Here is a 23,589-nt window from a genome sequence, read left to right on the forward strand (position 1 = left end):
GAACATAACACTCTGTTTAATACTATTTAAGCATTAACAAGATTAAAGAGCATGATTACGCTTCTAACAATGCTTTAATGCGTTGTCCGTAGTCAGCATCAGCTTTAGTGAAATGTGCCAACATTTTTTGCTGAACATCTTGAGTCACTTGACCGAGTGTACCTGCAATCGTTTCCGCAAGGCGTTGTTTTTCTTCCTCACTGAAGATGCGATATAGATTACCAGCTTGAGTATAATCATCTTGGTCATAACGGCTGTATCTATCAGCTTCCCCATCAAGTCTTAGCGGTGGCTCAGCAAATTGGCTCGCATCTTGTAAACCCGTGTCAACTGAATTTGGACCATAGTTAAGTGTTGCATCGCCGCCTGTTTGGTTACCGTTATAAGGGCATTGCGTTCCTGCCATCGCGCCGCCACGTTGATGGTGGTTAGCCTTCGCTGCATGCGGACAGTTAACTGGAAGTTGATTATAGTTGGCACCAATTCGATAACGCTGTGCATCTGCATAAGCGAATAAACGGGCTTGCAGCATCTTATCTGGAGACGCGCCCACACCTGGTACAAGATTACTTGGTGCTAAAGCCACTTGCTCAACTTCTGCAAAGTAGTTTTCAGGTAAGCGATTAAGCTCAAGTTCACCAATTTCAATCAAAGGATAATCAGCATGTGGCCATACTTTTGTTAGATCAAATGGATTGATCGCATAAGTATTCGCTTCAGCTTCCGGCATAATTTGGACATTTACAGTCCATTTAGGGAAGTTTTTATCGTTAATTGCGGCAACCATATCACGCTGCGACGAATCAGGGTCAATCCCTTTTAATTTATCCGCTTGCTCGCCAGTTAAATTAACTACACCTTGTTGCGATTTAAAGTGGAATTTCACCCAGAAACGCTCACCTTTGGCATTCCAAAAAGAAAACGTATGCGAACCATAGCCGTGCATTTGGCGATAATTAGCCGGGATCCCACGGTCTGACATTAAGATTGTCACTTGATGCATTGCTTCTGGGTTTAATGACCAGAAATCCCACATGGCTTGTGGATCTTTTAGGTTTGTATGTGGGTTACGCTTTTGTGTATGAATAAAATCAGGGAATTTAATACCATCTCTTAAAAAAAAAGTTGGCGTATTGTTACCCACAATATCGTGATTACCTTGCTTGGTATAAAAACGTAAACCAAAGCCACGAGGATCGCGCTCTGCATCAGCAGATCCCATCTCACCGCCCACTGTTGAAAATCGAACAAATGTTTCAGTTTCTTTTCCAACGCCATTGAAGTGCTCAGCAATGGTGTAGTCACTTAAATCTTTGGTTAAGGTAAATTTACCGTAAACACCCGTTCCCTTGGCATGAACAATACGCTCTGGAATTCTTTCACGATTGAAATGAGCTAGTTTCTCAATTAAATGCCAGTCTTGGAGTAAAACGGGGCCTCGTTCTCCAGCTGTTAATGCATTTTGATCGTCAGCTATTGGTGCGCCACTTTGGCTAGTTAAATAATGTGAAGTAGTCATTCTCTATTTATTCCTTTTAGTTATCTTGTAGCCACATTTCAATTAAATCGTGGACGGTTGCCATGATGCTCTCTCCTGGCTCAGTATTTATTGCGATAAATCAATAATAGTGACAAAAGACAATTAACCAAAACGATTAAATACGATAATAACAATAGGAAATAACGATTCAGGATTAATATCTGATTTATATAGTAAAAGTGTGTAAATTAGTTTGTAATTGAGTTTCATTCACATTAAAAAGGAAAGTTTTGATAAAAATTGCTGCGTTTTTCCTTCAATAGGCGCCTCTGAGCCGACAAAGAAAAAACTTAAAATGTGCTAAGAAAATTGCCGAAAATGATTCAGAAAAAATGCGATAGCTTGACTTAATTATCGCACTCAAATACAACGCAGTTTTCTGTTGTAATTTGACTGTAGAGTAATCTTTTGTGGTTTGAACTGTGGTTGGAACTATGGTTTGAACTAGCCAAGACGCTGGCTTAATAAATAAAGCCTTTCCAGGTTCTGAAAAGGCTTAAGCTTGTTTCAAATCAAAGGCACAACACAACAACCAGTGCCAAAAGAACGCTAGTTGATTCATCCTGTCTTATCAGGCCTTGTCATTTGAAGCAGGTTCGGGCTCTCGATACAGTTTCACTAAGTAATAAATATCAATCAATACAATAAAAAAGTTCACTAATGCCACAGGTATAGCACTAATTGCGAGTCCGTAAGCGACAAACAAAGCTGCACCAATTAAATTCCACCAGCGAAGCTTTTTAATATTCGACATCATGAGTGAAATAGCCACCACTACAGATGCTAAATAACCCACCCACTCCCATATTGTTGCAGATTCCATTCATTAATCCTTAATTGTCTTTATTACTTCAGTGTAGCTAATCTTCATAAGTTATGCTGCTAGCCTAGCCAGCCTTTCTCGCTACAACAGCAGCTGTCATTCGAGAAATACAGCACAACTCGCCTGCACTATTGGTTATAAGAACCTCCCAGACTGAGCTACGCTTGCCAATATGAACAGGTTTGGTTGTAGCAATCAGCTCACCTTTACGCGATGCTTTTAAATGATTGGCATTTATTTCTTGGCCCACACAATAAAAGTTCTCAAAATCGACAACAAAATTAGCAGCATAACTTGCAACAGTTTCCGCCAATGCGACATTAGCTCCGCCATGAACAATACCTAAGGGATTGTGAACTGCAGGGTCTGCAGGCATCGTTGCAACCATATAATCATCACCAATTTCGGTAATTTTAATGCCTAACGTTTTCATTAAGGTGCCTTTACCATGGAGCCCACTGTCCATTTTGGCGCAATTCTCTAAGGTAACTTCTCTAAACCAAATACTCATCTTGTCATCCATATCAAAAAACTGTCTTCAGTCTACTGGCTCGCTTTTTAATATCAACGCTTTTAAAGATAAAGTTTTTAACAACAAAAAGGGATGGCAAGCCATCCCTTTTTCTACAGTAAGATTACTGTTTAGTGTTGATTAAAATGCTGCAACAATTGGATCAGAACATAAGCTCGTTTCTGTTTCACAGATTTTATATGTCACTTCAGCTGGAGCATTAGTAAAGCGATCGCGATAACGGCCATCATTCGCTGTTGTCGCTACCATGACATCATCACGATAAATCGCCACATTGTCACCAACAGCACCACTCCAAGTTAGATCAACTAAAGCACTACCTCGACGAGACTTCATTGTACGAGTCACCGCTGCATCAATTGAATAATCAAATACTTCTACATCCATAGATACAGTGTCAGATTGGTTTTCACTATCAGTTACAACCAACGAGACATTATAGATACCACCAGCAGCATACATGTATGCTGGAGATTCATCTGATGACATGCTGCCATCACCGAAGTCCCACTCATAACTAACGATATCATCGTTGATATCTGAACTTGTGTTAGTAAAGCTAACCATTAGCCCATCAACATCATATTCAAAACCGGCAACAGGTGCAGCTGGAGCCGCTTCACCTAATGCTGAAATATCTAATCCCCAGCTATTAAGTGTACCCGTATCGCCAGTGGCATTATCTGATACAGATAGTGTCCATGTACCAGCTGCTATATCACCGTTAAAGTCTGATAGACTCCAAGTTTTAACAAGATCATCAGCACTACCACCTTCACGATCATGTAATACCACAACAGTCCCATCAGGCGATGTTAAGCTAACAATTAAATCGCCAATCCATGTGTGGCTGATATCAACGCTAACAGCTAAATCAAAGATTTGAACAGGATCTACAATTTCAATCGTGCTAGTAATTAGACTGTTATCGCTAATATCAACAGGTGAATCATTACCATAGCTGTAATCATTCAATCCAGCAGGGTAAATAGTAAGCGCAACCGCTTTATCTTTAACAGTTACGCCATCATCAGCAGAAACAGTTAATACATAGTCTCCCCAAGCAGCGTCATCAAGGGTAGCAACATCCAATGTAAAGTCATCACCAGCCATCGCTGTGTCTGTTGATAAGCTCACACCATCAAGCGCTGGTGAAGACGATACCGTTAGGCTTACTTGATCATTCCAGCCTGCAATACTGCCTACAGAGAAGTCGTAACTTACTGCACTTCCTGCTTCAACAGATTGTGAAGCTGGCGTCACTGATAACTTAAATGATGGGTCTGGATCCGCTGCCGCTAACGCATCAGCCACATTCAATCTTGTACCCGCAACCGTGATACCAGTTAAATCACCATTAACTTCACCCGAATCCATTAGCAACTGTTTCATTTCAGTCGGGGTAATATCTGGTTCAACCGACCATACTAAAGCAGCTGCACCCGTAACGTGAGGGGTCGCCATTGAAGTACCTGATATAGTGCCGTACGAATCATTAGGGAAAGTAGATAAAATCGCAGAACCTGGCGCGCCCATATCTACACTGGTCAAACCCCATTGTGAGAAGCTAGAAATGGCATCATTTCTGTCAGTACTCGCAATAGACATGACAACATCAGAGTCATAGCTTGATGGGTAGTGCGGGTTAACGTCATTATCAATCGCGTCATTACCCGCTGCAGCAACAAATAAAATGCCTTGATCACCAGCTGAATCAATAGAATCTTTTAATGCTTGGCTGAAACCACCGCCACCCCAAGAGTTATTGGTCGCTTTAACATCAACGCCATGGTTGACCTTGAGATTTGTGAAATAATCAATACAAGCAATTGCATCTTCGGTTGTTCCTGTACCACCGTCCGATAGGAACTTACAACCGATCATCGTTACATCCCAGTTAACCCCCACGACACCGACGCCGTTATTACCTGTTGCACCAATGGTACCCGCAACGTGTGTACCATGACCGTTGCCGTCCATTGGATCACCAGATCCAGTTATCGGATTATAACCATGTACATCATCGATGACCCCATTACCATCATCATCTATGCCGTTACCTGCAATTTCACCAGGGTTAACCCACATATTACTGACAAGATCTGGGTGATTATAATCAACACCAGTATCAATGACGCCAATGACAACACTGTCGCTACCCGTAGTAATATCCCAAGCAGCAACGGCATCAATATCAGCCCCTGCAGTGCCTGAAGATTGACCAGTATTATGCAGGCCCCATAGGTCTACAAAGCTAGGATCATCCGGCATGCCTAAGGCTCTGTATGTGTAGTTTGGCTCTGCATATTTTACCGCTGGATGCTTGCTGATCATTTTGATTGCAGCATCTAAATCACTACCGCTTTTTAGTTGCAGTTTTGCAAGGCGTCCTGATAATAAATGCTGAAATTTATCATCAACACCATCTAAATTTTTATCGGTTAACGTACCGCTAACTAAGCGTTGAGCAGATAACTTTTCAAATTTAGTCACGTTGTCTTTATAAACAACGAGCAATTGATCCTTTTTATATTCAACGGTATTTTTTGCCATTGCAGGGGCGGCATTTAACGCCATAACTGAAGTAATTGCGATTGCAATTGGTGACATTTTCTTGATCATTTTCTGGCTTCCTATCTTCCATTATTAATTCCAGAACCGGTACCTCAACACTGGTAGCTTATCCATTAGCCTTATAAGCGAGTTGACATTCCACTAAGTGAAACCCGGAATTGTTGTTGCATTGTGATTGTTGTCATAGCAAAAGGAGTTTTAAAAGTGGCGAATCGTGAAATAGTAATAAACTACTAACCCTATTAGTCTAGATAAAATATCAACCAGCCAAAGTCCACAAATTAAATCTCTTATAAACATCAACTTAAACGAAAATAGCACTAAAGTATTGTTGTTAACAGGGCAAATAAAAGTAGCCATTCTTCCGATTGAGCTATCAAGTATCTGTCCGTAAGTTAATCCATGTAGCTTGTCTCAGTTCATATAAAGGAAGTCATCAAGGTTCACGAGAGTGCCAAAGATTTGCAAAGAAAGACGGAAGATTTCAATGCGGACTTTTCGACATTTTCTCAAACAGACTTTTTGAAATGTACGGGTACCAAGTTCACTTCATGCTCGCAGTCAGGACTCATTCTGCAGCGGTTAATTCTGTATGCATTATCTGTGCTAGGAAGCGAATTTTACTATTGAGAAGGTAGTTACCAGCACTATCACTTGAATCAATATTCAAACAGGGAGCGTCTAATGAAGTCGCAAACAAAATTATCGTTAATTTCTCTCGCTATTACAGCAAGTCTTGCTTTACCGGTCAGCGCTACTGGCCTATCTCTGCCTGGTGTCACTGCTGTAGAAAAATCAGCAGAAGTCGCTGCAGCAGTTAACAGTCAATCGACTGTTGTTCAAACTGGATTAGGGCAAGATGCTTTAGTTAGTCAATCTGGTACTCGTCATGTTGCAGAGGTCACTCAAGTTGGTGATGACCAAATTGCTGAAGTGATACAGACAGGTGATTGGCAGGAGTCATACATTACTTCTGAAGGTAATGGTAATATTGTGTTAACCAATCAGGTTGATGACTGGCATATTTCAAACGTAAGTGTGAATGGTAATGACAACCAAGTTACTGTTGACCAATCAGGGTTTTGGAATACAAGTGAAACCACTTCTGTAGGCGCATCTAATATCGCTGATACAGTTCAAGATGGGTTTCGAAACAACAGCATTATCCAGCAAGTGGGTGATAGCAACTTAACTCAAACCACACAAGTTGGTGAAACTAACTTGGCAATTTTTCGTGTAGAAGGTAATGACAATGACGGCATTATCTCTCAGCAAGGTAACAATAACCAAGCTGGCTTAGTATCTGCTGCAGGTGGTACAAACGTTGGTAATAACAACGATTTATTTGTCGACCAATCAGGTGATGAAAACTTTGGCGCTGTATTAGGTGTCACAGGTAATGATAACAGTTTTGAAATCGTCCAATCTGGCTTTGCTAACACAGGGGTTGTTGCAAGTTTAACGGGCTCAGATAACGATATTGTTATCGATCAAAGCGGTGACTTGAACAGCGCCGTTATTGAGTTTGCTACTGGCAATGGTAATGAAGTATTCATCTATCAAGATGGTACAGGCAACCAAGTTGGTGATAGCAACATTGCTGTAATTTCTGGTAATGACAACATGATTGATATTGATCAGTCAGGTACTGCCAACCTAACCGAGTTCGAAACAATCGGCGATTTAAACGTGATTAGTGTCGTTCAAGATGGCGAAGATAACTACGTTGCTTCAGGTACATATGGTGCTGATAACATGGTAGAAATTAGCTCAACAGGTAACAGTAATGAAGTTGCTGTGTTTGTTGAACTTGATCAAAATACAGTTTCAGTTAGCCAAGAAGGCGACACTAACTTTGCTTATTCAGATACCTTTGGTTTTGAAAACAGCACGACACTTGAACAAGTCGGCTCTGACAACGAAGCCACTGTGAGCGTCGTTGGGATTGGCCAAAGTGTTGATATCGTACAAGAAGGCGAATTTAACTTAGCTGATGTTGTGTCTCTTGGTGAAGATCATATCATCGATATTGCACAAGAAGGCGCTGGTAACTGGGTTGGTGGCGATGACGGCTATTTCCTTGTCGATGGTACTAACAACAGCTTAACTATTTCTCAAGTAGGCAATGATAACTTAGTAACGGGTATGCAAGTAGGCAGTAACGATATGATCAATGTATCGCAGTCTGGCGACTTTAATACAGCAACTATTTACCAAAACTAATTATTGCTTTTTACAAATAATTTGTAGATATAGAGATAAAAAGGGAGCCATTTGGCTCCCTTTTTATGCAAACTTGTTGTTGACTGCAATTTTAATGGAAAATCAGTAACTATAACTTCTACCAGTATACAGATTTAAGCGAACTCAAAGTGAGCTTGATAAGTTTGCGCCCAACGCAATAACTCAACCCGATTGCGTGATTGCGTTTTACGGAAAATAGATGAAATGTGGGCTTTGACTGTATGCTCACTAATACACAACCTGTGGGCAATTTCTTTATTGCGAGCACCGCTAGAAACAAGTTGAATAATCGTTCTTTCTCGGCTTGTTAGCATTTGTAGCATAGCAACCGTATCAGGCGGAATATCAATATTTGCATCCAGTTTCTGAACCAGTCTGCGGAAAATCTTACTAATTAGCGGTCTATCATACCAAAGCTCATCTGCGACCATTTTTCTCAGCCCTGTTAACATCAGATCCATACGCTGATCGGCATAAAGTAAGCCTCTTACTCCTAACAATAGCGCAGACTCTTGATCAAGCGAGCCACGCTCAACTTGATATAAAGCAACAGGGACATGATTGACGAGCCGAGAAACCAGTAAAGGGATACCTTTACTGTCTAAAGCCGCTCCTTTTTGAGCGATTAGATAAAAACTATTGGTATTTTTCTCAACCTCTAGTTCACTAGCATGTTTAACTATGCGAGTTTTGAGACCAATAGACTCAGCTAAAATGGCCAAATGACATGGCGCTGCGACTTGGTGCAAAAAAACTAATTCATCAATATTTGAATTCATCACTTTTCTCCCTGAAAAGTATCCATCACATCTCGCGTCAGCGAGTTTCTTCCTGAAATGCTGAAAACATGTAACAACAATGTTCAATGATAGTATATTTTAACTAGTCCATAAGGTATTTTTGCAATACTAATGTATGAATTAATCATCTAAGTCCTTATAAAGTCCTCTATTAATAGCATAAAAAAACTTTCCGCACTGCCTAATTTAGTTTATTTACCTAAAAATTAGTGACGATTAAGTGATGCTAACTGCTTATTATGTAGTCCAGTAAGCAACACTAATGCACTAATTCCTCCTACTAATGCCATAAACATGTCAGATTGGGTATCCCAAACGTAACCTTGAGTGCCTAAAAAGGCTTCTGCATCTTCTCCCGTTAATAGAGCAACCCACCATTCTATGAGTTCGTAGAAAGCTGAAAACGCTAACACAAAACACACAGATAAAAACTGGCACCAATAGCCTGGTTGTAACACATGATTTCTCAACATCACTTCACGGGCTAACATCACAGGTATAAAACCTTGTGCGAGATGGCCAACTTTATCGTAGTTATTTCTATCACTATCCATCAGTTGTGCTAACCAATCGAATAACGGCACCTCTGCATAAGTGTATTTAGCACCAACCAACAGCACACAGCAATGGATTAAAATTAACAGATAAGACAGTGAGGTTAAGGGGAATTTATTTCGAGTAAAAAATAGGATAGGAATAGCCAATAACGCAGGAAGCGCTTCAAGCCACCAAGTAAACATATCCTTAGGTGAGATAACAGACCAACAGAGCACGCTGCAATAAATCACTAGCCATATAACTTTCTTATTCAAACTAAATCCCTCTTAGATGATATTGTTCTAGAATTAGAATATTAACTTTAGCCATCTAGCCCTCTACAACCAGTTAAAAAAGTGCTATTTTGGTCTTGCATTACTATCAGCATAACATAAGCATAACTATTGATAAGAGGGTACCCATATCATGGCGAAACACTCGCTTGACAAGGATAAGATCAAAATCCTGCTGTTGGAGGGCGTCCACCAAACTGCGGTCGATGTACTAGAGCGTGCAGGTTACACAAACATTGAATATCACAAAGCTTCGTTACCAGAAGATGAGCTATTAAAATCCATTAAGGATGCCCATTTTGTCGGTTTGCGTTCCCGTACTCAATTAACTGCTGATGTGTTAAATCATGCTGAGAAATTAGTGGCTATTGGCTGTTTCTGTATTGGTACTAACCAAGTCGATATTGCTGCCGCTGAAAAGTTAGGTGTGCCTGTATTCAATGCGCCATTTTCTAATACGCGAAGTGTAGCAGAATTAGTATTGGGTGAAATCATCATGCTGATGCGTGGCATTCCGCAACGAAATGCTCATGCACATCGTGGTGGGTGGTTGAAGAGTGCAGCTGGCAGTTACGAAGTTCGTGGTAAAACCTTAGGCGTTATCGGCTACGGTCATATCGGTACTCAACTAGGTATTCTTGCAGAAACCTTAGGCATGAAAGTCGTATTTTTTGATATCGAAGACAAATTGCCACTCGGTAACGCGAGTCAAATTCACTCATTAGAAGCCCTATTGAATGAAGCTGACGTAATCAGTTTGCATGTACCTGAAACGCCTCAAACAAAAGACATGTTTGGCGCAACTGAGTTTGCTCAAATGCGTGAAAAAAGCATATTCATTAATGCGTCTCGTGGCACCGTTGTTGATATCGAAGCGTTATCTGAGGCATTAAAGTCTGGTCACCTTGCAGGTGCTGCGATTGATGTATTCCCTGTAGAACCAAAATCTAATGATGATGAATTTGTTAGCCCATTAAGAGGCTTAGATAACGTGATTCTTACTCCGCACATTGGTGGTAGCACCGCTGAAGCGCAAGAAAATATCGGTATTGAAGTCGCTGGCAAGTTAGCTAAATACTCAGATAATGGTTCAACTGTATCTGCAGTTAACTTCCCAGAAGTGACCTTGCCACAACACAAAGGCACTTCACGTCTACTGCATATTCACCATAACCGCCCTGGCGTATTGATCAAAATTAACCAAGCCTTCTCTGAAAAAGGTATCAACATTGCAGCGCAATATCTGCAAACCACTGCAGACATCGGTTATGTAGTGATGGAAGTTGACTCTAATCAAGCTGAACAAGCTCTTGGTGAATTGAAAGCGATTGATGGTACGATTCGTACTCGTGTATTGTTTTAATCGTTAAGTTAAACGGTCAATCAGCCCATTTAAACTTGATGACGAATTGACCAATAACATCACGAAAATATTGTGAACTAAAGCTATCTTCATTCAATTGAAGGTAGCTTTTTCTTTTGAGCATTAATGAATTCCGTTACACTCACTGTCTATCTTTTGATGGTCATCTTAAGGATCAGTTTATGACACTTGCAACAACACAGCCTGATTGGGACTTTCTACATACTTCCCCTGACTTATTTGTCGCCAATCTCACGCATTTAGGCTTAATTGAAATTACTGGTGAGCAAGGTAAAACCTTTATTCACGGCCAAGTCACCACTGATATCACCTCACTAACAGACCAGCAATGGCGTTGGGGAGCTCATTGTGATGCAAAAGGGAAAATGATCTCAAGCTTCAGAACATTCTCATGCAATGACAGCTTATTCACCCTTCACACAGCATCCGCATTACCACTAAGTTTGGCTCAGTGGCAAAAATATGCTGTTTTCAGTAAAGCTGAATTAACTGATATCAGTGCGAGTAAATGTATTATAGGGATAGCAGGTAACACAGCAAGCCAGTTCGTTGAACAAGAATTTGGTGCGATAAATGACGAATTAACTGTCGTCGATAACTCGATTATTTTAAAAGATAATGACCGATTTATATTGATTCTAAACGAAGATATAGCAAGCAAAGTCATTGCAGCTTCTAAGCAGCCATTACTTAATGCTTCTGCTTGGCAAGCACTAGAGATAAAAGCGGGTTATGCCAACATTGACGCTAATCATAGCGCTGAATTTGTGCCACAAATGTGTAATGTACAAGCTGTAAATGGGATTAGTTTTGAAAAAGGCTGTTACATGGGTCAAGAGACTATCGCCAGAATGAAATACCGAGGTGGTAATAAACGTGCCTTGTATATTTTATCTGGAACAGCCTCCGATACCGTCAATAGCGAAACACAAATCGAAGTTCAAATGGATGGTGACTATCGCCGTGCAGGTAAAGTCATTGAGTCAGTTCAGTATAATGGCCAAGTATTGCTTACCGCAGTCCTAGCAAACGACACTGATAATGATGCTGTACTTCGTATTAGCGATGACAGTGATAGCCTACTTTCAGTTGTACCACTACCTTATTCATTAGACGATGAGTAACAGCATAAGTAGTTGCGCTAATCAAACGTGATATAAAAAAGGCTGCTAACCCAATAAGGCTTAGCAGCCTTTTTATATTCTAAATAGCGGCAGTATTAAAAAGTTTCTTCGTGCTTCGCTTTGATTTCTTTCACATCATCGAGTACTGAACGAAACTGTTTTACCAAATCAGGATCGAAATGCTTGCCTGACTCTTTCTCAATTAGCGCCATCGTGTCTTCAACCGTCCACGCTTTTTTATAAGGCCTTGCTGAAGTCAGAGCATCAAATACATCGGCAATAGCAATAATACGTCCTTCTATTGGAATATCTTCACCGGATAAACCGTGGGGGTAACCACTACCGTCCCATTTTTCATGATGACTAATGGCAATGCGTTTAGCCATTTGCAATAAAGGGTCATCATGATCGCCGATAATTTCAGCACCGATTTGCGCATGCGCTTGCATCTCTTTCCACTCATCGGCATCTAATTTACCCGGCTTTTTTAATATCGAATCTGGCGTGCCTATTTTGCCAATATCATGCATGGGCGCTGCGTTATAGACTAATTCACAAAATCGAGAAGAATGACCAGATGCAATCGCTAATAATCTAGCGTAGTGGCTCATTCTAATAACATGTAATCCGGTTTCATTATCTTTGTATTCTGCTGCTCGACCTAAACGGCGAATGATTTCAAATCGAGTTTCACTCAACTCTTTAGTACGTTGGGCGACTTCTGATTCAAGTAAGCGTTTTTGATCATACAAAGATAGATGGGTTTTTACTCTCGCCTTTACCACTGCGGGACTGACAGGTTTAGTAATATAATCCACGGCGCCTAACTCAAAGCCTTGTGCTTCATCTTCAGTCTCAGATAATGCCGTAACAAATATCACCGGAATGTGGCAGGTTAGTGGCTCACTTTTGAGTTTCTGGCAAACTTCATGGCCGTTCATGCCAGGCATCATAACGTCTAACAAAATAAGATCTGGAGCCGACTTTTGAGCCAAAGCTAACGCTTTAGGACCATCAATTGCGACTTTGATCTTGTAATCTTTACCTAAAATACCAACTAAAATGTCAATATTTTCAGGTGTATCATCAACTATCAGCACCGTCGCTTTTTCCATGTTAAATCCCTATAACTCTTCCTAGTGAATATGACTTAAAATACTTTTTCGGTAAGCTGTAAAAATCACATCAGCCAATACTCTTACGAATTTTCTCAATATGTTCGACAGCATCTTCAAACTGGTAACCTTTAATCATTGCACCTACGGGCTTAAGTTTAGCCCAAGTTTGCTGATTCACCTGTAACTGTAGATTGTCGATCATATCGGTAGCTGATGCGTCGCCATCGTCTAACAGCGCCAATAACTTATCGAGTAATTCCGCAAAAACTTCATCGCTGATAAGTTCAAGCTGAGTAGCCTCATCGCCAGTTTCATTGTTATTTAACCAAACATCGATAGCTTCGCAAATTGAGCTAACTAAGCTATCTAATTGACTAAGTTCATCTGAAAGCTCAGTTTCGTCAATCAAGTTCTTTTCAAGTTCTTTTGCCTGAGCAGTTAACTTATCGCAAGCTAAATTACCGGATAACCCCTTAAGAGTATGTGCGTACCTGATAGCATCTTCTCGTTCATTGCTATCGATAGCATTCGTTATCTCTTTAACAATGTGACGCTTACCCTCTACAAACCGGGTCAATATTTTGCGATATAGGCGAGCTGAGTTTTGCACTAATTGCAAACCACGATCGACATCGACGTCAGGATGCTGAGGCCAAGTTTCATCGGTCTTAGTTGAACCCTTTGCGGTGAATGTCAGGTTTTCTGTTGCTATGTTTGACCCTAAATATTTAAGCAAGGTTTGATATAGAAGAGAAACTTCTATTGGTTTGGCAACATGATCGTTCATCCCAGCGTTAATACATTTCTCTTTATCACCGGCCATGGCATTAGCAGTCATCGCAATAATCGGCAGATTTTCAAATTCTGGCTGTAATCTAATTTGCTCTGTTGCGGTATAGCCGTCCATTACTGGCATTTGGCAATCCATTAGCACTAAGTCAAAATCTTGTTTCGCTACCATGTCTAAAGCGATTTGGCCATTATCAGCAATAGTTAATTCAATACCCACTTGCTGTAGAAACTCTGCTGCGACTTCTTGGTTCATGTCATTATCTTCAACTAATAACACTTTTTTGCCATTTAGCTGTTCAAGCAACTCTGCATTTAAGCTGGTCGCCTTTGCTCTAACTGGCATCTGTCCTTGCTTACCAAATGCCGACATTATGGCATCGAGTAGTCGTGAAGCGCTGATGGGCTTGGTAATATAACCGTTGATTCCTAGCTCATTTACTGACTGAGTAAACTCAGGAGTCGCATGAGCTGATACCATAATCGTTAACGGCGGATTCGCACTCTCTTTCATTATGGTTTCAGCCGTTTCCAAACCATCCATGCCAGGCATTTTCCAGTCAATTAAGGCCAATTTGTAATTGTTTGAATGACACATGGAGATTGCTTCAGTACCATCTTTTGCCAAGGAAACACTGAAGCCCATACCTTTAAGCATGGTCTGTAAAATATCCCGTGCGGTTTGGTTATCATCAACAACTAAAAGCTCCATCCCTTCTAGCTCTTGAGTTGCCTTTAGCTGTAGATCATCGGCTTGGCTGAGCTGCGCAGTAAAGTAGAATGTACTTCCGACTCCACGCTTACTTTCCACTCCTATTTGTCCATCCATCAACTCGACGAGTTGCTTACAAATAGCAAGACCTAAACCAGTACCGCCATACTTTCTGGTTGTTGAACTATCAGCTTGGCTAAAGGATTGGAAAAGCTTATTACATTGCTCTGGGGTAAGACCTATTCCACTATCTCTTACGCTAAACTTAAGTTCTATCTCATCACCCTGTTGAACTAAAGTCTCGATAGTCAGAATGACTTCCCCACGCTCGGTAAACTTAATGGCATTGTTCATTAAGTTAATCAGCACTTGGCTTAATCTAAGGGGATCGCCCATTAAATGACTTGGAATATTGGGTGCGACAGAGAACAATAACTCCAACTGTTTATCGGCCGCTTTAACAGCAAACATATCACTGAGATCTTCTAACAATGTATCAAGCTGAAATGGCACGATTTCGATTTCCATTTTGCCAGCTTCAATTTTTGAAAAGTCTAAAATGTCATTAATAATGCCTAGCAATGACTTAGATGCACGTTCAATTTTCTCCACAAAGTTATGTTGTTTTTTATCTAAATTGGTCTGTAGACAAAGATGTGACATACCAATAATGGCATTCATAGGAGTGCGTATTTCGTGGGACATATTAGCCAAGAAATCACTTTTCGCTTTGCTTGCTGCGTCAGCTTCATCTTTAGCAATTTTTAACTCATTGGAAACCGTCATTAAGCTGGTAATATCGGCCATAGACACAACTGCTGAGGTCACTTCACCTTGGTCATTATTGAGCGCAGCAAAGGTCATATCCATCCAAATAACATCACCTGATTGGCTCAGTATTCTTGGCTCAATATTAAAGTTTTCAAATTCATTATTGATCAGTTTTTTAAACTGCTCTTTTGCTAGTACCTTGTCTTCAGGCGCCATAAATTCAAAGAATAATTTTCCTTCTAGCGCATTTGAATTTATCCCGATATTGCGGCCAAAGTGCTCGTTACAATTCAAAATCACGCCGTAAGCATCAATATTTACTATGCCCATTTCGGCGGTATTTAATAATGCTCTTAAATGTTTTTCACGATCAGCTAAGCGTGTTTCTGCTTGCTTCCTATCTGTGATATTCATTAAATAACCATTCCACATAATCGAATCGTTATTCCATGACTGCCCTTTCGCACCAGCTTCTAACCAGATAGTCTCACCTGACGGATGCAGATATTGAAACTCTGTCACCCATTGCAAGCCATCAACACCTTTACCGGCTAAATCATCCAAAATCGTTTGTTTCTGGCTATCTACAATTCTGTCAATGAGCAAATCAAAGTTTTGCATTAGCATGTCACGAGGGAAGCCAATAATGCTCACACAAGCCTCTGATAAAAAGCTAAATTCGCGCTCTGAATCAGAGTGCCAAATCATTTGATAAACTAAGTTGGGTAATGACTCGGTGATATTTTCGAGCTGTTTCTGGGAGTTTTTAATCGCTTCCAATGCATGCTTGCTGTCTGTTACGTCATGTAAACTACCGTCAAACCACAGCGGATTATCTTGATCATCGTAACTGGCTTTACCTTTCTCATGTATCCATTTAATGCTGCCATCTCGATGATAAATTCGATATTCGACATCAAAACTTTGTTGAGTTTTAATCGCCTCACTGATAGCGGCAAAACAAGCCGCATCATCGTCTGGGTGAATAAGGGTGTTAAATCTAAGCTTATTACTCTCAATGAGATCTATGGCTGAATAACCTGTCATATCAGCGATATTGTCGCTGACATATTCCATTATCCAATGGTCTTCAATTCGAGTACGGTAAATCGCACCAGGAATATTAGCCACCAGCCCTCTAAAGCGGCTTTCACTGTCTTTTATTTTACGTTCGATAGCTAGCTGGCTGGTAAGATCTCGAATCGTCGCCGCAATTTGTTTTCTCCCTTCATGCCGTATTGGTAACAATGCTAAGTTTATTTCAACCTGCATTTCGGTGTTATCTGACTTTAACGCTACCCAGCCTTCTTTAGGGGTGGCAAATCGGGTTAACTCTTGCTCTAAAAAGACAGTTCGAACAGCTTCATGTTTTTTCCTAAATCGTTCAGGAAAAAGTAACTCAACATTGAGGGCTAAAATTTGTTCAGCGCTATAGCCAAACAACTCTTGGCAGCGGCTATTGGTAAAGATGATATTCCCTAATTCATCAACAATTAGCATCGCTTGTGGTGATGACTCAATAACCGCATTGGACCATAGAGCTGCAGAAAATTGCTCCGTCACATCAGTAAATAACATCTCAACAGAAATTAATTCGCCAGCATCTGAAATTAATGGCTGCATAAACACATCGAGCCGTCTGATATGACCATCATCGGCAAGCATCTCAACTTGATGAGCCGGAACGGTTTTACCTGTTAATGCTTGTTCAGTGTAATGCCAATTTTGTTCATTAATTGGATCATTGGTAAACATGCGTTGGTATTTTCGTTTTAACGTATCAACGTCAACACCTAATACTTTTTGAACACCGTCACTCACTTGCGCTAATTGCCCTTGAGGATCTAAAGAACAATAAAATGATTTATCACTCATACCATCAATGAGACTGGCAAAGCGACTTCCGGTTGAATCTTTTAATGCGAGTTCCCTTTCAGCCAGTAACTCAGCGAGCTGATTGAATTTATTGGTTAAGGTTGCAACTTCAAAAATATTATTGCCACTGGTATCTAATCGGTTCACCTTACCTTCACCAAACGCAATAATGCCATTTGCTAAGTTTTCAAGCGGGCGGTTTAAGCGTTTAGAAGCAATAATACTTGTTAGAAGCAGTGCAATTGATAGTAATAATAAAATAAGGGCGAGCCTTGATATGTTCGTTAAGAAGTACTGACTTAACTCTTCGTCACTTGTCGCAATAACCACCTGCCAGCCTAATACTGGAACATTAGCAACACTGACTAAAAAACGATGTCCCGATTCAGTAATGGCATTAGTTTGGCCTGTTAGATTATTTTCCAGTAGGTTTCTTAGTTCATTATTAACGCCACTTTTAGACAGCCACTTATCGCTACTGCCTTTTAAGTCACTATTTTCAGAATCATAAAAAATGACTTGGTCATCTTTATCCAGTACCACTAAATTCTTACTGGGAATTTGCATCAACCTAGGTAAGTTATCTAACGCAATATCGGCAGTGACGACCCCAATGCGATCATCTATTTCACCAAACGCTTTTGAATAGGTGATCATAAGAATATTGCCCGCACCTTCATCAAAGTAAGGTGTTGACCATACACCTTCTGTACTGGCTATTGCATCACTCCACCAACTCCAACTGCCATCGGTATAGTCATAAGCCTCAGCACCAATATCAAGCATGCTTATTTCATTGCCATCACGAAAAACGTAAGGTGCGTAGCGTAGCTTTTCTGCTAAAAAGTTAGGACGATAGGCAATGGCGCTGCCAAAAATACTCGGATTGCGTCCAAGACGATTGATAAGCAGGTTTTCTATTTTATGAACATCGTCATATAAATCATCACTGTCGACATAGGTGAGATAGTCAGAAAGGCCTCGCGTATTATTTTGAATCGAGTCCATCACAAAGTTAAGATGATTGGCAGATAAAACGGCTTGTTGCTCTAAGCGAAGGTAGGTATCTCTTTCATATTCTTGATAATTAATCCAGCCATGAAAACCATAAACTAATCCCATGATAAGGATTAATGGCAATGCAATATATGCCAATATTCGACTTCGAAAACTATGTAACTTGCGCTCATTTTTATCCATAAATATAAGTCTCATTTACTCAGTCAAATTTTAGCTCATCACGACATTTCACTTTCCTGACATTCAATGCTGATATTGGCGCAACAAGCCTCATCAGCACATGTTCACTATCACGATGCGGCGTTGTATAAAAAACACCCACTCTACTATAACGGTTAACCCTATGAATGCAATTGTAAATATTGTTTAAATTTGACTCGTTTATCTGTTTGTAAACGCCCTTATAAGCCTAGTAAGAGTTTCCAGCCACTACAACTTAAGTTGCAATTTTTTATTCATGCAAACCTTAATGTCGATTCATTTAACTAAAGCGCATCATCGCATGCAGCATATAAAGATCTATTCTGCTAAAAATACCGTATGATGATGTTATTACGAGAATTACTGGAACATGTTATGTCCTCTGTTGTCTGTCAATTATCACAAGTCACTAAAAGCTTTACCGACGGCGAGCAACGTCATCAAGTTCTTAATGATGTCGACTTAAGGTTACATCTCGGTGATACCATTGCATTAACAGGGCCTAGTGGTACAGGTAAAAGTACCCTGCTTAACATTATTGCAGGCTTTGAGCGTGTTGATGCCGGACACTTAACACTGCTAGAACAAGACACACACCTCTGGACTGATAACCAATGGGCATTATTTCGGCGCCAACAATTAGGTGTCGTATTTCAGCAGTTCAACCTCCTCACACCGCTTAATGTCATTGATAATATTCGATTTCCGCTTCAGCTGAATAATCAAAAATGGAACATTTGGGGTGATCAACTCATTGAAAAACTAACACTTACTGAAGTCATTAACCGACCCGTTGAGACCTTGTCTGGTGGACAACAGCAGCGAGTAGCGATTGCAAGAGCCTTAATCCATAAGCCTGCACTACTGCTAGCTGATGAGCCAACGGGTAATCTTGATGAAAAAGCAGGACAACAAGTCATGGGACTGTTGTGCGATCTAGCCAAAGCCGCTAACACAACAGTACTTATGGTAACGCACAGCGATACTTGTGCTGCGTTTATGCAAAGGCGCTGGCACCTTGAGCAAGGTAAAGTGCATGAATGATAAGCGAAGCAATCAAGAGAATAAGCCTCAACTAGATACAGGTACGAATCTAGGTACCATAAGCTGCACACCAACTGAACTTGATTATCGTTTAGAGCAAGACTCTGCTTCTGGCTATAGCTTATACAATAGTTTGGCCGTATTTGCTGCGCATTATCGCCATGCACCTTTACAAGCTGGTGCTATCTTACTTGGTATTATTTTGGCTGTTACGCTATTAATTGGGGTTAAATCCACCAACGAAAACGCAGTCCGAAGTTACAGTGAAGCTACGGAACTTTTAAGCCAACGAGCCTCGTTACTCATCACACCTAATACAGGTGAACAGTATCTGGATGAGCAAGTTTACTTTCGCCTTCGTCAAGCAGGAATAAGCCAAGCACTCGCTGTTATTAATGGGTTAGTGGTCGATAGTGAAGGACGACGCTGGCAACTTCAAGGTAGCGACCTGTTTGCAGCAATTAACCTCCAGCAGCATAGTGGCACTAATCAGAAAACAGATTCTGCAATTAACCCACATATCCCCTTAGCGAAATTACTCGGCGCTAAAAATATTCTGCTCATGAGCCAATCCTTAGCCGATAAAGTCGCCCCAGATGGCCTGTTTTACCTTCAAGACCCATTAAATGAACAAGGGTCGCCTATTTCACTTGAAGTCGTAGGCTTAGACGATGAGTTTGGCTTAGGAAATGCAATTGTTGCTGATATCTCTCTTGCGCAGTCTCTGCTAAATCATTCTCAAAAGTTATCTTATATTGCCTTATTTGACGAACCCAGCAGCTTGATAACTCAAATTAATCAAGCACAATTATTATTACAACAAGCTACGATAACAGAACAAGATCAAGGACAGGCACTCCAAGAGTTAACCCGTAGTTTCCATCTCAATTTAAATGCGATGAGTATGTTAGCCTTTGTTGTCGGCCTGTTTATCGCCTACAACGGTGTGCGTTACAGCTTGATGAAACGGCAAAAACTGTTAGTTCAACTGCTGCAATTAGGTGTCCAAAAGCACATGTTATTACTGGCACTTGTGGTTGAGCTCAGTTTTCTGGTGTTTGTCGGTTCAGTCGTTGGCTTCATACTTGGTTTGCAGTTAAGTCTCTGGTTGCAGCCTATGGTTGCGATGACACTTGAGCAACTATACGGTGCACGCTTAATGCCTGGTTCATGGCAATGGCAATGGTTATTTCAAGCAATGGCATTAACCTTATTTGCAGGATTACTGGCCTGTTTACCTCTTTATCGCCAACTCACTAACCAGCCACTTGCTCGAATGATAGCCAAAAGCAATCAAGTATCGCATTTGGTCAAAACCCATCGTATGCAATTTATGATTGCCTGCATTGCATTAATTGGTTGTGCATTAGCATTTCCCTTTGCTAAACAGTATCAGGTCAGTTTGGGGTTAATGGGGATTGTGATCATTGCGATTCCACTGCTATTACCACTGACGATTTACCGTATCAGTGAATGGATGACCAACCTCTTTCCTACTGGGTTATGGCATTACATGATTGCAGAAACAAAAGAGCTAATCGGCCCGCTATCATTAGCTATGATGGCTATGCTACTGGCATTAACTGCCAATATATCAATGAATACATTAGTGGGCAGTTTTGAAATCACACTGAAAAACTGGCTTGAAAGTCGTCTTCATGCAGACTTGTATATGCGCCCTGCAAGCGACAAAATTCTTGAGATCCAAGACTTGTTATCAAAACAAGAAAAGGTTTCAGGTATTTACACACAGTGGACTATCGCCTCGACCTACCAAGGAATGCCAATTGAGTTAGTGAGTCGAGACCTCTATTCAACCAAAGTCACAAGCTCTTTGAAGAGTCAGACGGATAACCTATGGTCAGAATTTGTCGCGGGTAAGCAAATCTTAATCAGTGAACCCATCGCAATAAAATATGGCTTAAACATTGGTGATAGTTTCAACATCGACCCCTTCAATCATGCCAGTACACATCAACTTCCAACGATTGGAGCCATTTTTTTTGACTATGGTAATCCCAAGGGGCAAGTCGTTATAGATAGAAGTTTATGGCAACAACTGCAATTACCACAGCAACCCAAAAGTATTGCAGCAAGTTATCAAGGCGATATCGGTCAACTTGAATCATTGCTGTTAGAAAGCAAATTGATCTCTAATGCCCAAATGTACAATCAAGCCAAAATCAAGCAGCAAGCCATTGCCATGTTTAAGCAAACCTTCTCGATAACCATGGTACTAAACAGTTTAACTCTGATTGTTGCTGCCATAGGATTATTCAGCGCTTGTTTAATGCTGATTCAGGCAAGGCAAGCTCCACTCGCCAAGCTCTACGCACTAGGAATTAATAAAAGAGAGTTACGTCTAATGACCTTTGTGCAAATGCAGTTGATTGTATTGCTAACCTGTTTAATTGCGCTTCCTACAGGAGCGGTTTTGGGTTACTTGCTCATTAATAAAGTGACACTGCAAGCGTTTGGTTGGAGCATTGCAATGCTATGGGATTGGCCAGCTTATTTTCGAGTGGTCGTTATCGCACTAACAACCAGCGCTATCGCCATTGCGATTCCACTATATTGGCAAACCAGAAAACCGCTAATTAGTAGCTTACAGCAGGAGGCGTTGTGATGAACGATAACAAGCAAAATATGAACTCAATTGCTCATAAAATTAGCCTCTGTTGTATGACGATTTTAATGCTCAGCGCATGCCAGCCTGACCCCGAATCGAGTCAAATTAACATGGGCGGGATATTAGGAGACGCTTCATCGAGTTTGACTCAATACACTAAGGTCGAACCGGGATATCAATTTACATTTCCAGCAGATCATTTAGGCCATGATGATTTTCGACAAGAGTGGTGGTATTTAACTGCCAATATGCAAACTCAATCTGGTGAACAGCTTGGCCTACAATGGACTCAATTTCGTATTGCGCTCACTAGTGAAGAGCCAAGTGGGGTAGTGAGTGCAATAGCTAACGCAGAAGTGACTGAAAAAAGCAGCCACGATCAAGCCAATGAATCCGCCCCACTTCAGCAACAAACTGACCACTCGAAATGGGCAACATCACAGATGTACATGTCCCATGCAGCTTTAACATCAATTGACACTCATCAAGCCGCGGAAAAATGGTCACGAGGTCATCCCCAATTTGCCGATGTAACAGCAAACCCTTTCACAGTGAAACTAGATAATTGGCAATGGATGAGTGAATCATCAGCAATGTTTCCTGCAACACTCAAGATCGCAACTGATACCTTTAGTTATCAATTATCCTTATCAAGCTCTGCACCTATGCAATTACAGGGCGAAAGTGGCTATAGCATAAAAAGTGCTGATAGCGCAGTTGCCTCTTATTATTACAGCCAACCATTTATTGATTTAACTGGCACGATTACTCGTAACGGAAAACAAGAAACCGTCACAGGCAAAGCATGGTTAGATAGAGAATGGAGTTCGCAATTTCTGACCAAGGCGCAACAAGGTTGGGATTGGTTTTCCATCCGTCTTGATGATGATTCTGCATTAATGGTATTTCAGCTACGTGGAGCAGACAAAAATACACCAGCATTTTTCAGTGCTAGGAGAATGTTTGCCGACGGTAGTGGCCGAAATATCACTAACCAGAGAACCAACGATATTGCCATGAGACCGATAAGCTGGCAGCAAACTGACAGCGGAAAATATCCCGTTAGCTGGCAATTATCTATTGAAAGCGAACAAATCGATGTGACAGTAACAGCACTCAACCCTGACAGTAATATGTCACTTTCAATCCCTTACTGGGAAGGACCGATTCAGGTTTCTGGTAGCCATAAAGGCAATGGTTATATGGAGTTAACTGGTTATTAGGATAACTACTCACTATGTAATATATACCAAATACGATATGAATATGTGCCATCCACTTGGCACTGGGCTTATTGGATGTATGTTTATATTTAAATCAAACTCTGTATAAAATAAAAACAATTAATTTAATGTGTTTTATCCCGCTAATTTCCTTCAAATTCTCTCATCTTGGCCTAGAATCAATGTATCGCTTAAATTATCATCACCTAATTAAGTGACTGAGTAACTTCTAAAATGTGTCTTAGATCACGTTACAAAATGTGATCTACAACAACAAACTATCAGTATACTCATTGCGAGGTATACCCATGATAAATGTGAGGTTTAAACTCAACATTATAGAGATGAATAAAGCC

At 40.7% G+C, this 23,589-nt stretch carries 14 protein-coding genes; 6 read left to right on the top strand and 8 right to left on the bottom strand.

The genetic code is table 11. The features are described 5' to 3' along the window. Positions 1 to 55: 55 nt before the first annotated feature. The 4 genes from katB to J8L86_RS11775 all read right to left on the bottom strand — a co-directional run bounded on the left by katB (position 56) and on the right by J8L86_RS11775 (position 5,517). A complete protein-coding gene (gene katB / locus J8L86_RS11760; RefSeq protein WP_211030437.1) occupies positions 56 to 1,519 on the bottom strand; it encodes a catalase KatB in 1,464 nt (487 codons plus the stop codon). A 592-nt stretch (positions 1,520 to 2,111) separates the two neighbouring features. Beyond that, the gene (locus J8L86_RS11765) at positions 2,112 to 2,363 is read right to left on the bottom strand and encodes a YgjV family protein (RefSeq protein WP_055022639.1); all 252 of its coding nucleotides are present in this window, start codon (positions 2,361 to 2,363) and stop codon (positions 2,112 to 2,114) included. Positions 2,364 to 2,427: 64 nt separating this feature from the next. Then, the gene (locus tag J8L86_RS11770) at positions 2,428 to 2,874 is read right to left on the bottom strand and encodes a PaaI family thioesterase (RefSeq protein ID WP_055022640.1); all 447 of its coding nucleotides are present in this window, start codon (positions 2,872 to 2,874) and stop codon (positions 2,428 to 2,430) included. Positions 2,875 to 3,015: 141 nt separating this feature from the next. Beyond that, complete coding sequence (locus tag J8L86_RS11775; protein WP_211030438.1) at positions 3,016 to 5,517, bottom strand: S8 family serine peptidase; 2,502 nt, start codon at positions 5,515 to 5,517, stop codon at positions 3,016 to 3,018. Positions 5,518 to 6,153: 636 nt separating this feature from the next. Here J8L86_RS11775 and J8L86_RS11780 point away from each other — a divergent pair. Beyond that, entirely contained in the window at positions 6,154 to 7,692 is a 1,539-nt protein-coding gene (locus J8L86_RS11780) for a hypothetical protein (RefSeq protein ID WP_080914911.1), read from the top strand. A gap of 134 nt (positions 7,693 to 7,826) precedes the next feature. Here J8L86_RS11780 and J8L86_RS11785 read toward each other — a convergent pair whose 3' ends face one another. Both J8L86_RS11785 and J8L86_RS11790 read right to left on the bottom strand, forming a co-directional pair. After that, positions 7,827 to 8,492: a LuxR C-terminal-related transcriptional regulator gene (locus tag J8L86_RS11785; RefSeq protein WP_055022643.1), complete on the bottom strand. Its 666-nt coding sequence runs from the start codon at positions 8,490 to 8,492 to the stop codon at positions 7,827 to 7,829. A gap of 227 nt (positions 8,493 to 8,719) precedes the next feature. Further along, entirely contained in the window at positions 8,720 to 9,325 is a 606-nt protein-coding gene (locus J8L86_RS11790; protein WP_055022644.1) for a DUF2238 domain-containing protein, read from the bottom strand. Between the two features lie 151 nt (positions 9,326 to 9,476). Between J8L86_RS11790 and serA the strand changes: the two genes are divergently transcribed. After that, on the top strand, positions 9,477 to 10,706 hold the full coding sequence (gene serA / locus J8L86_RS11795; RefSeq protein WP_065109814.1) for a phosphoglycerate dehydrogenase: 1,230 nt from the start codon (positions 9,477 to 9,479) through the stop codon (positions 10,704 to 10,706). 182 nt (positions 10,707 to 10,888) lie between these two features. Then, a complete protein-coding gene (gene ygfZ / locus J8L86_RS11800) occupies positions 10,889 to 11,851 on the top strand; it encodes a tRNA-modifying protein YgfZ (RefSeq protein WP_065109813.1) in 963 nt (320 codons plus the stop codon). A 95-nt stretch (positions 11,852 to 11,946) separates the two neighbouring features. Here the strand turns inward: ygfZ and J8L86_RS11805 are convergent, their stop codons facing one another. Then, positions 11,947 to 12,966, bottom strand: a complete 1,020-nt coding sequence (locus J8L86_RS11805) for a two-component system response regulator (protein ID WP_055022647.1) — start codon at positions 12,964 to 12,966, stop codon at positions 11,947 to 11,949. 70 nt (positions 12,967 to 13,036) lie between these two features. Further along, on the bottom strand, positions 13,037 to 18,316 hold the full coding sequence (locus J8L86_RS11810; RefSeq protein ID WP_211030440.1) for a PAS domain S-box protein: 5,280 nt from the start codon (positions 18,314 to 18,316) through the stop codon (positions 13,037 to 13,039). A 396-nt stretch (positions 18,317 to 18,712) separates the two neighbouring features. Here J8L86_RS11810 and J8L86_RS11815 point away from each other — a divergent pair, with 396 nt between their 5' ends. From J8L86_RS11815 to J8L86_RS11825, 3 genes are all read left to right on the top strand, one after another. Then, positions 18,713 to 19,381, top strand: coding sequence for an ABC transporter ATP-binding protein (locus J8L86_RS11815; RefSeq protein ID WP_211030442.1), 669 nt, complete (start codon positions 18,713 to 18,715; stop codon positions 19,379 to 19,381). Beyond that, positions 19,374 to 22,007, top strand: coding sequence for an ABC transporter permease (locus tag J8L86_RS11820; RefSeq protein WP_211030444.1), 2,634 nt, complete (start codon positions 19,374 to 19,376; stop codon positions 22,005 to 22,007). Before J8L86_RS11815 ends, J8L86_RS11820 begins: the two co-directional genes overlap by 8 nt. A 68-nt stretch (positions 22,008 to 22,075) precedes the next feature. After that, positions 22,076 to 23,233 (top strand): lipocalin-like domain-containing protein, encoded by a 1,158-nt coding sequence (locus J8L86_RS11825; RefSeq protein ID WP_247663366.1) that lies wholly within the window; start codon positions 22,076 to 22,078, stop codon positions 23,231 to 23,233. The last annotated feature ends 356 nt before the right edge of the window (positions 23,234 to 23,589 follow it).

This window comes from Shewanella sp. MMG014 (genome assembly GCF_018100775.1).
In the GTDB taxonomy this organism is placed as follows: Bacteria; Pseudomonadota; Gammaproteobacteria; order Enterobacterales; family Shewanellaceae; genus Shewanella; species Shewanella japonica.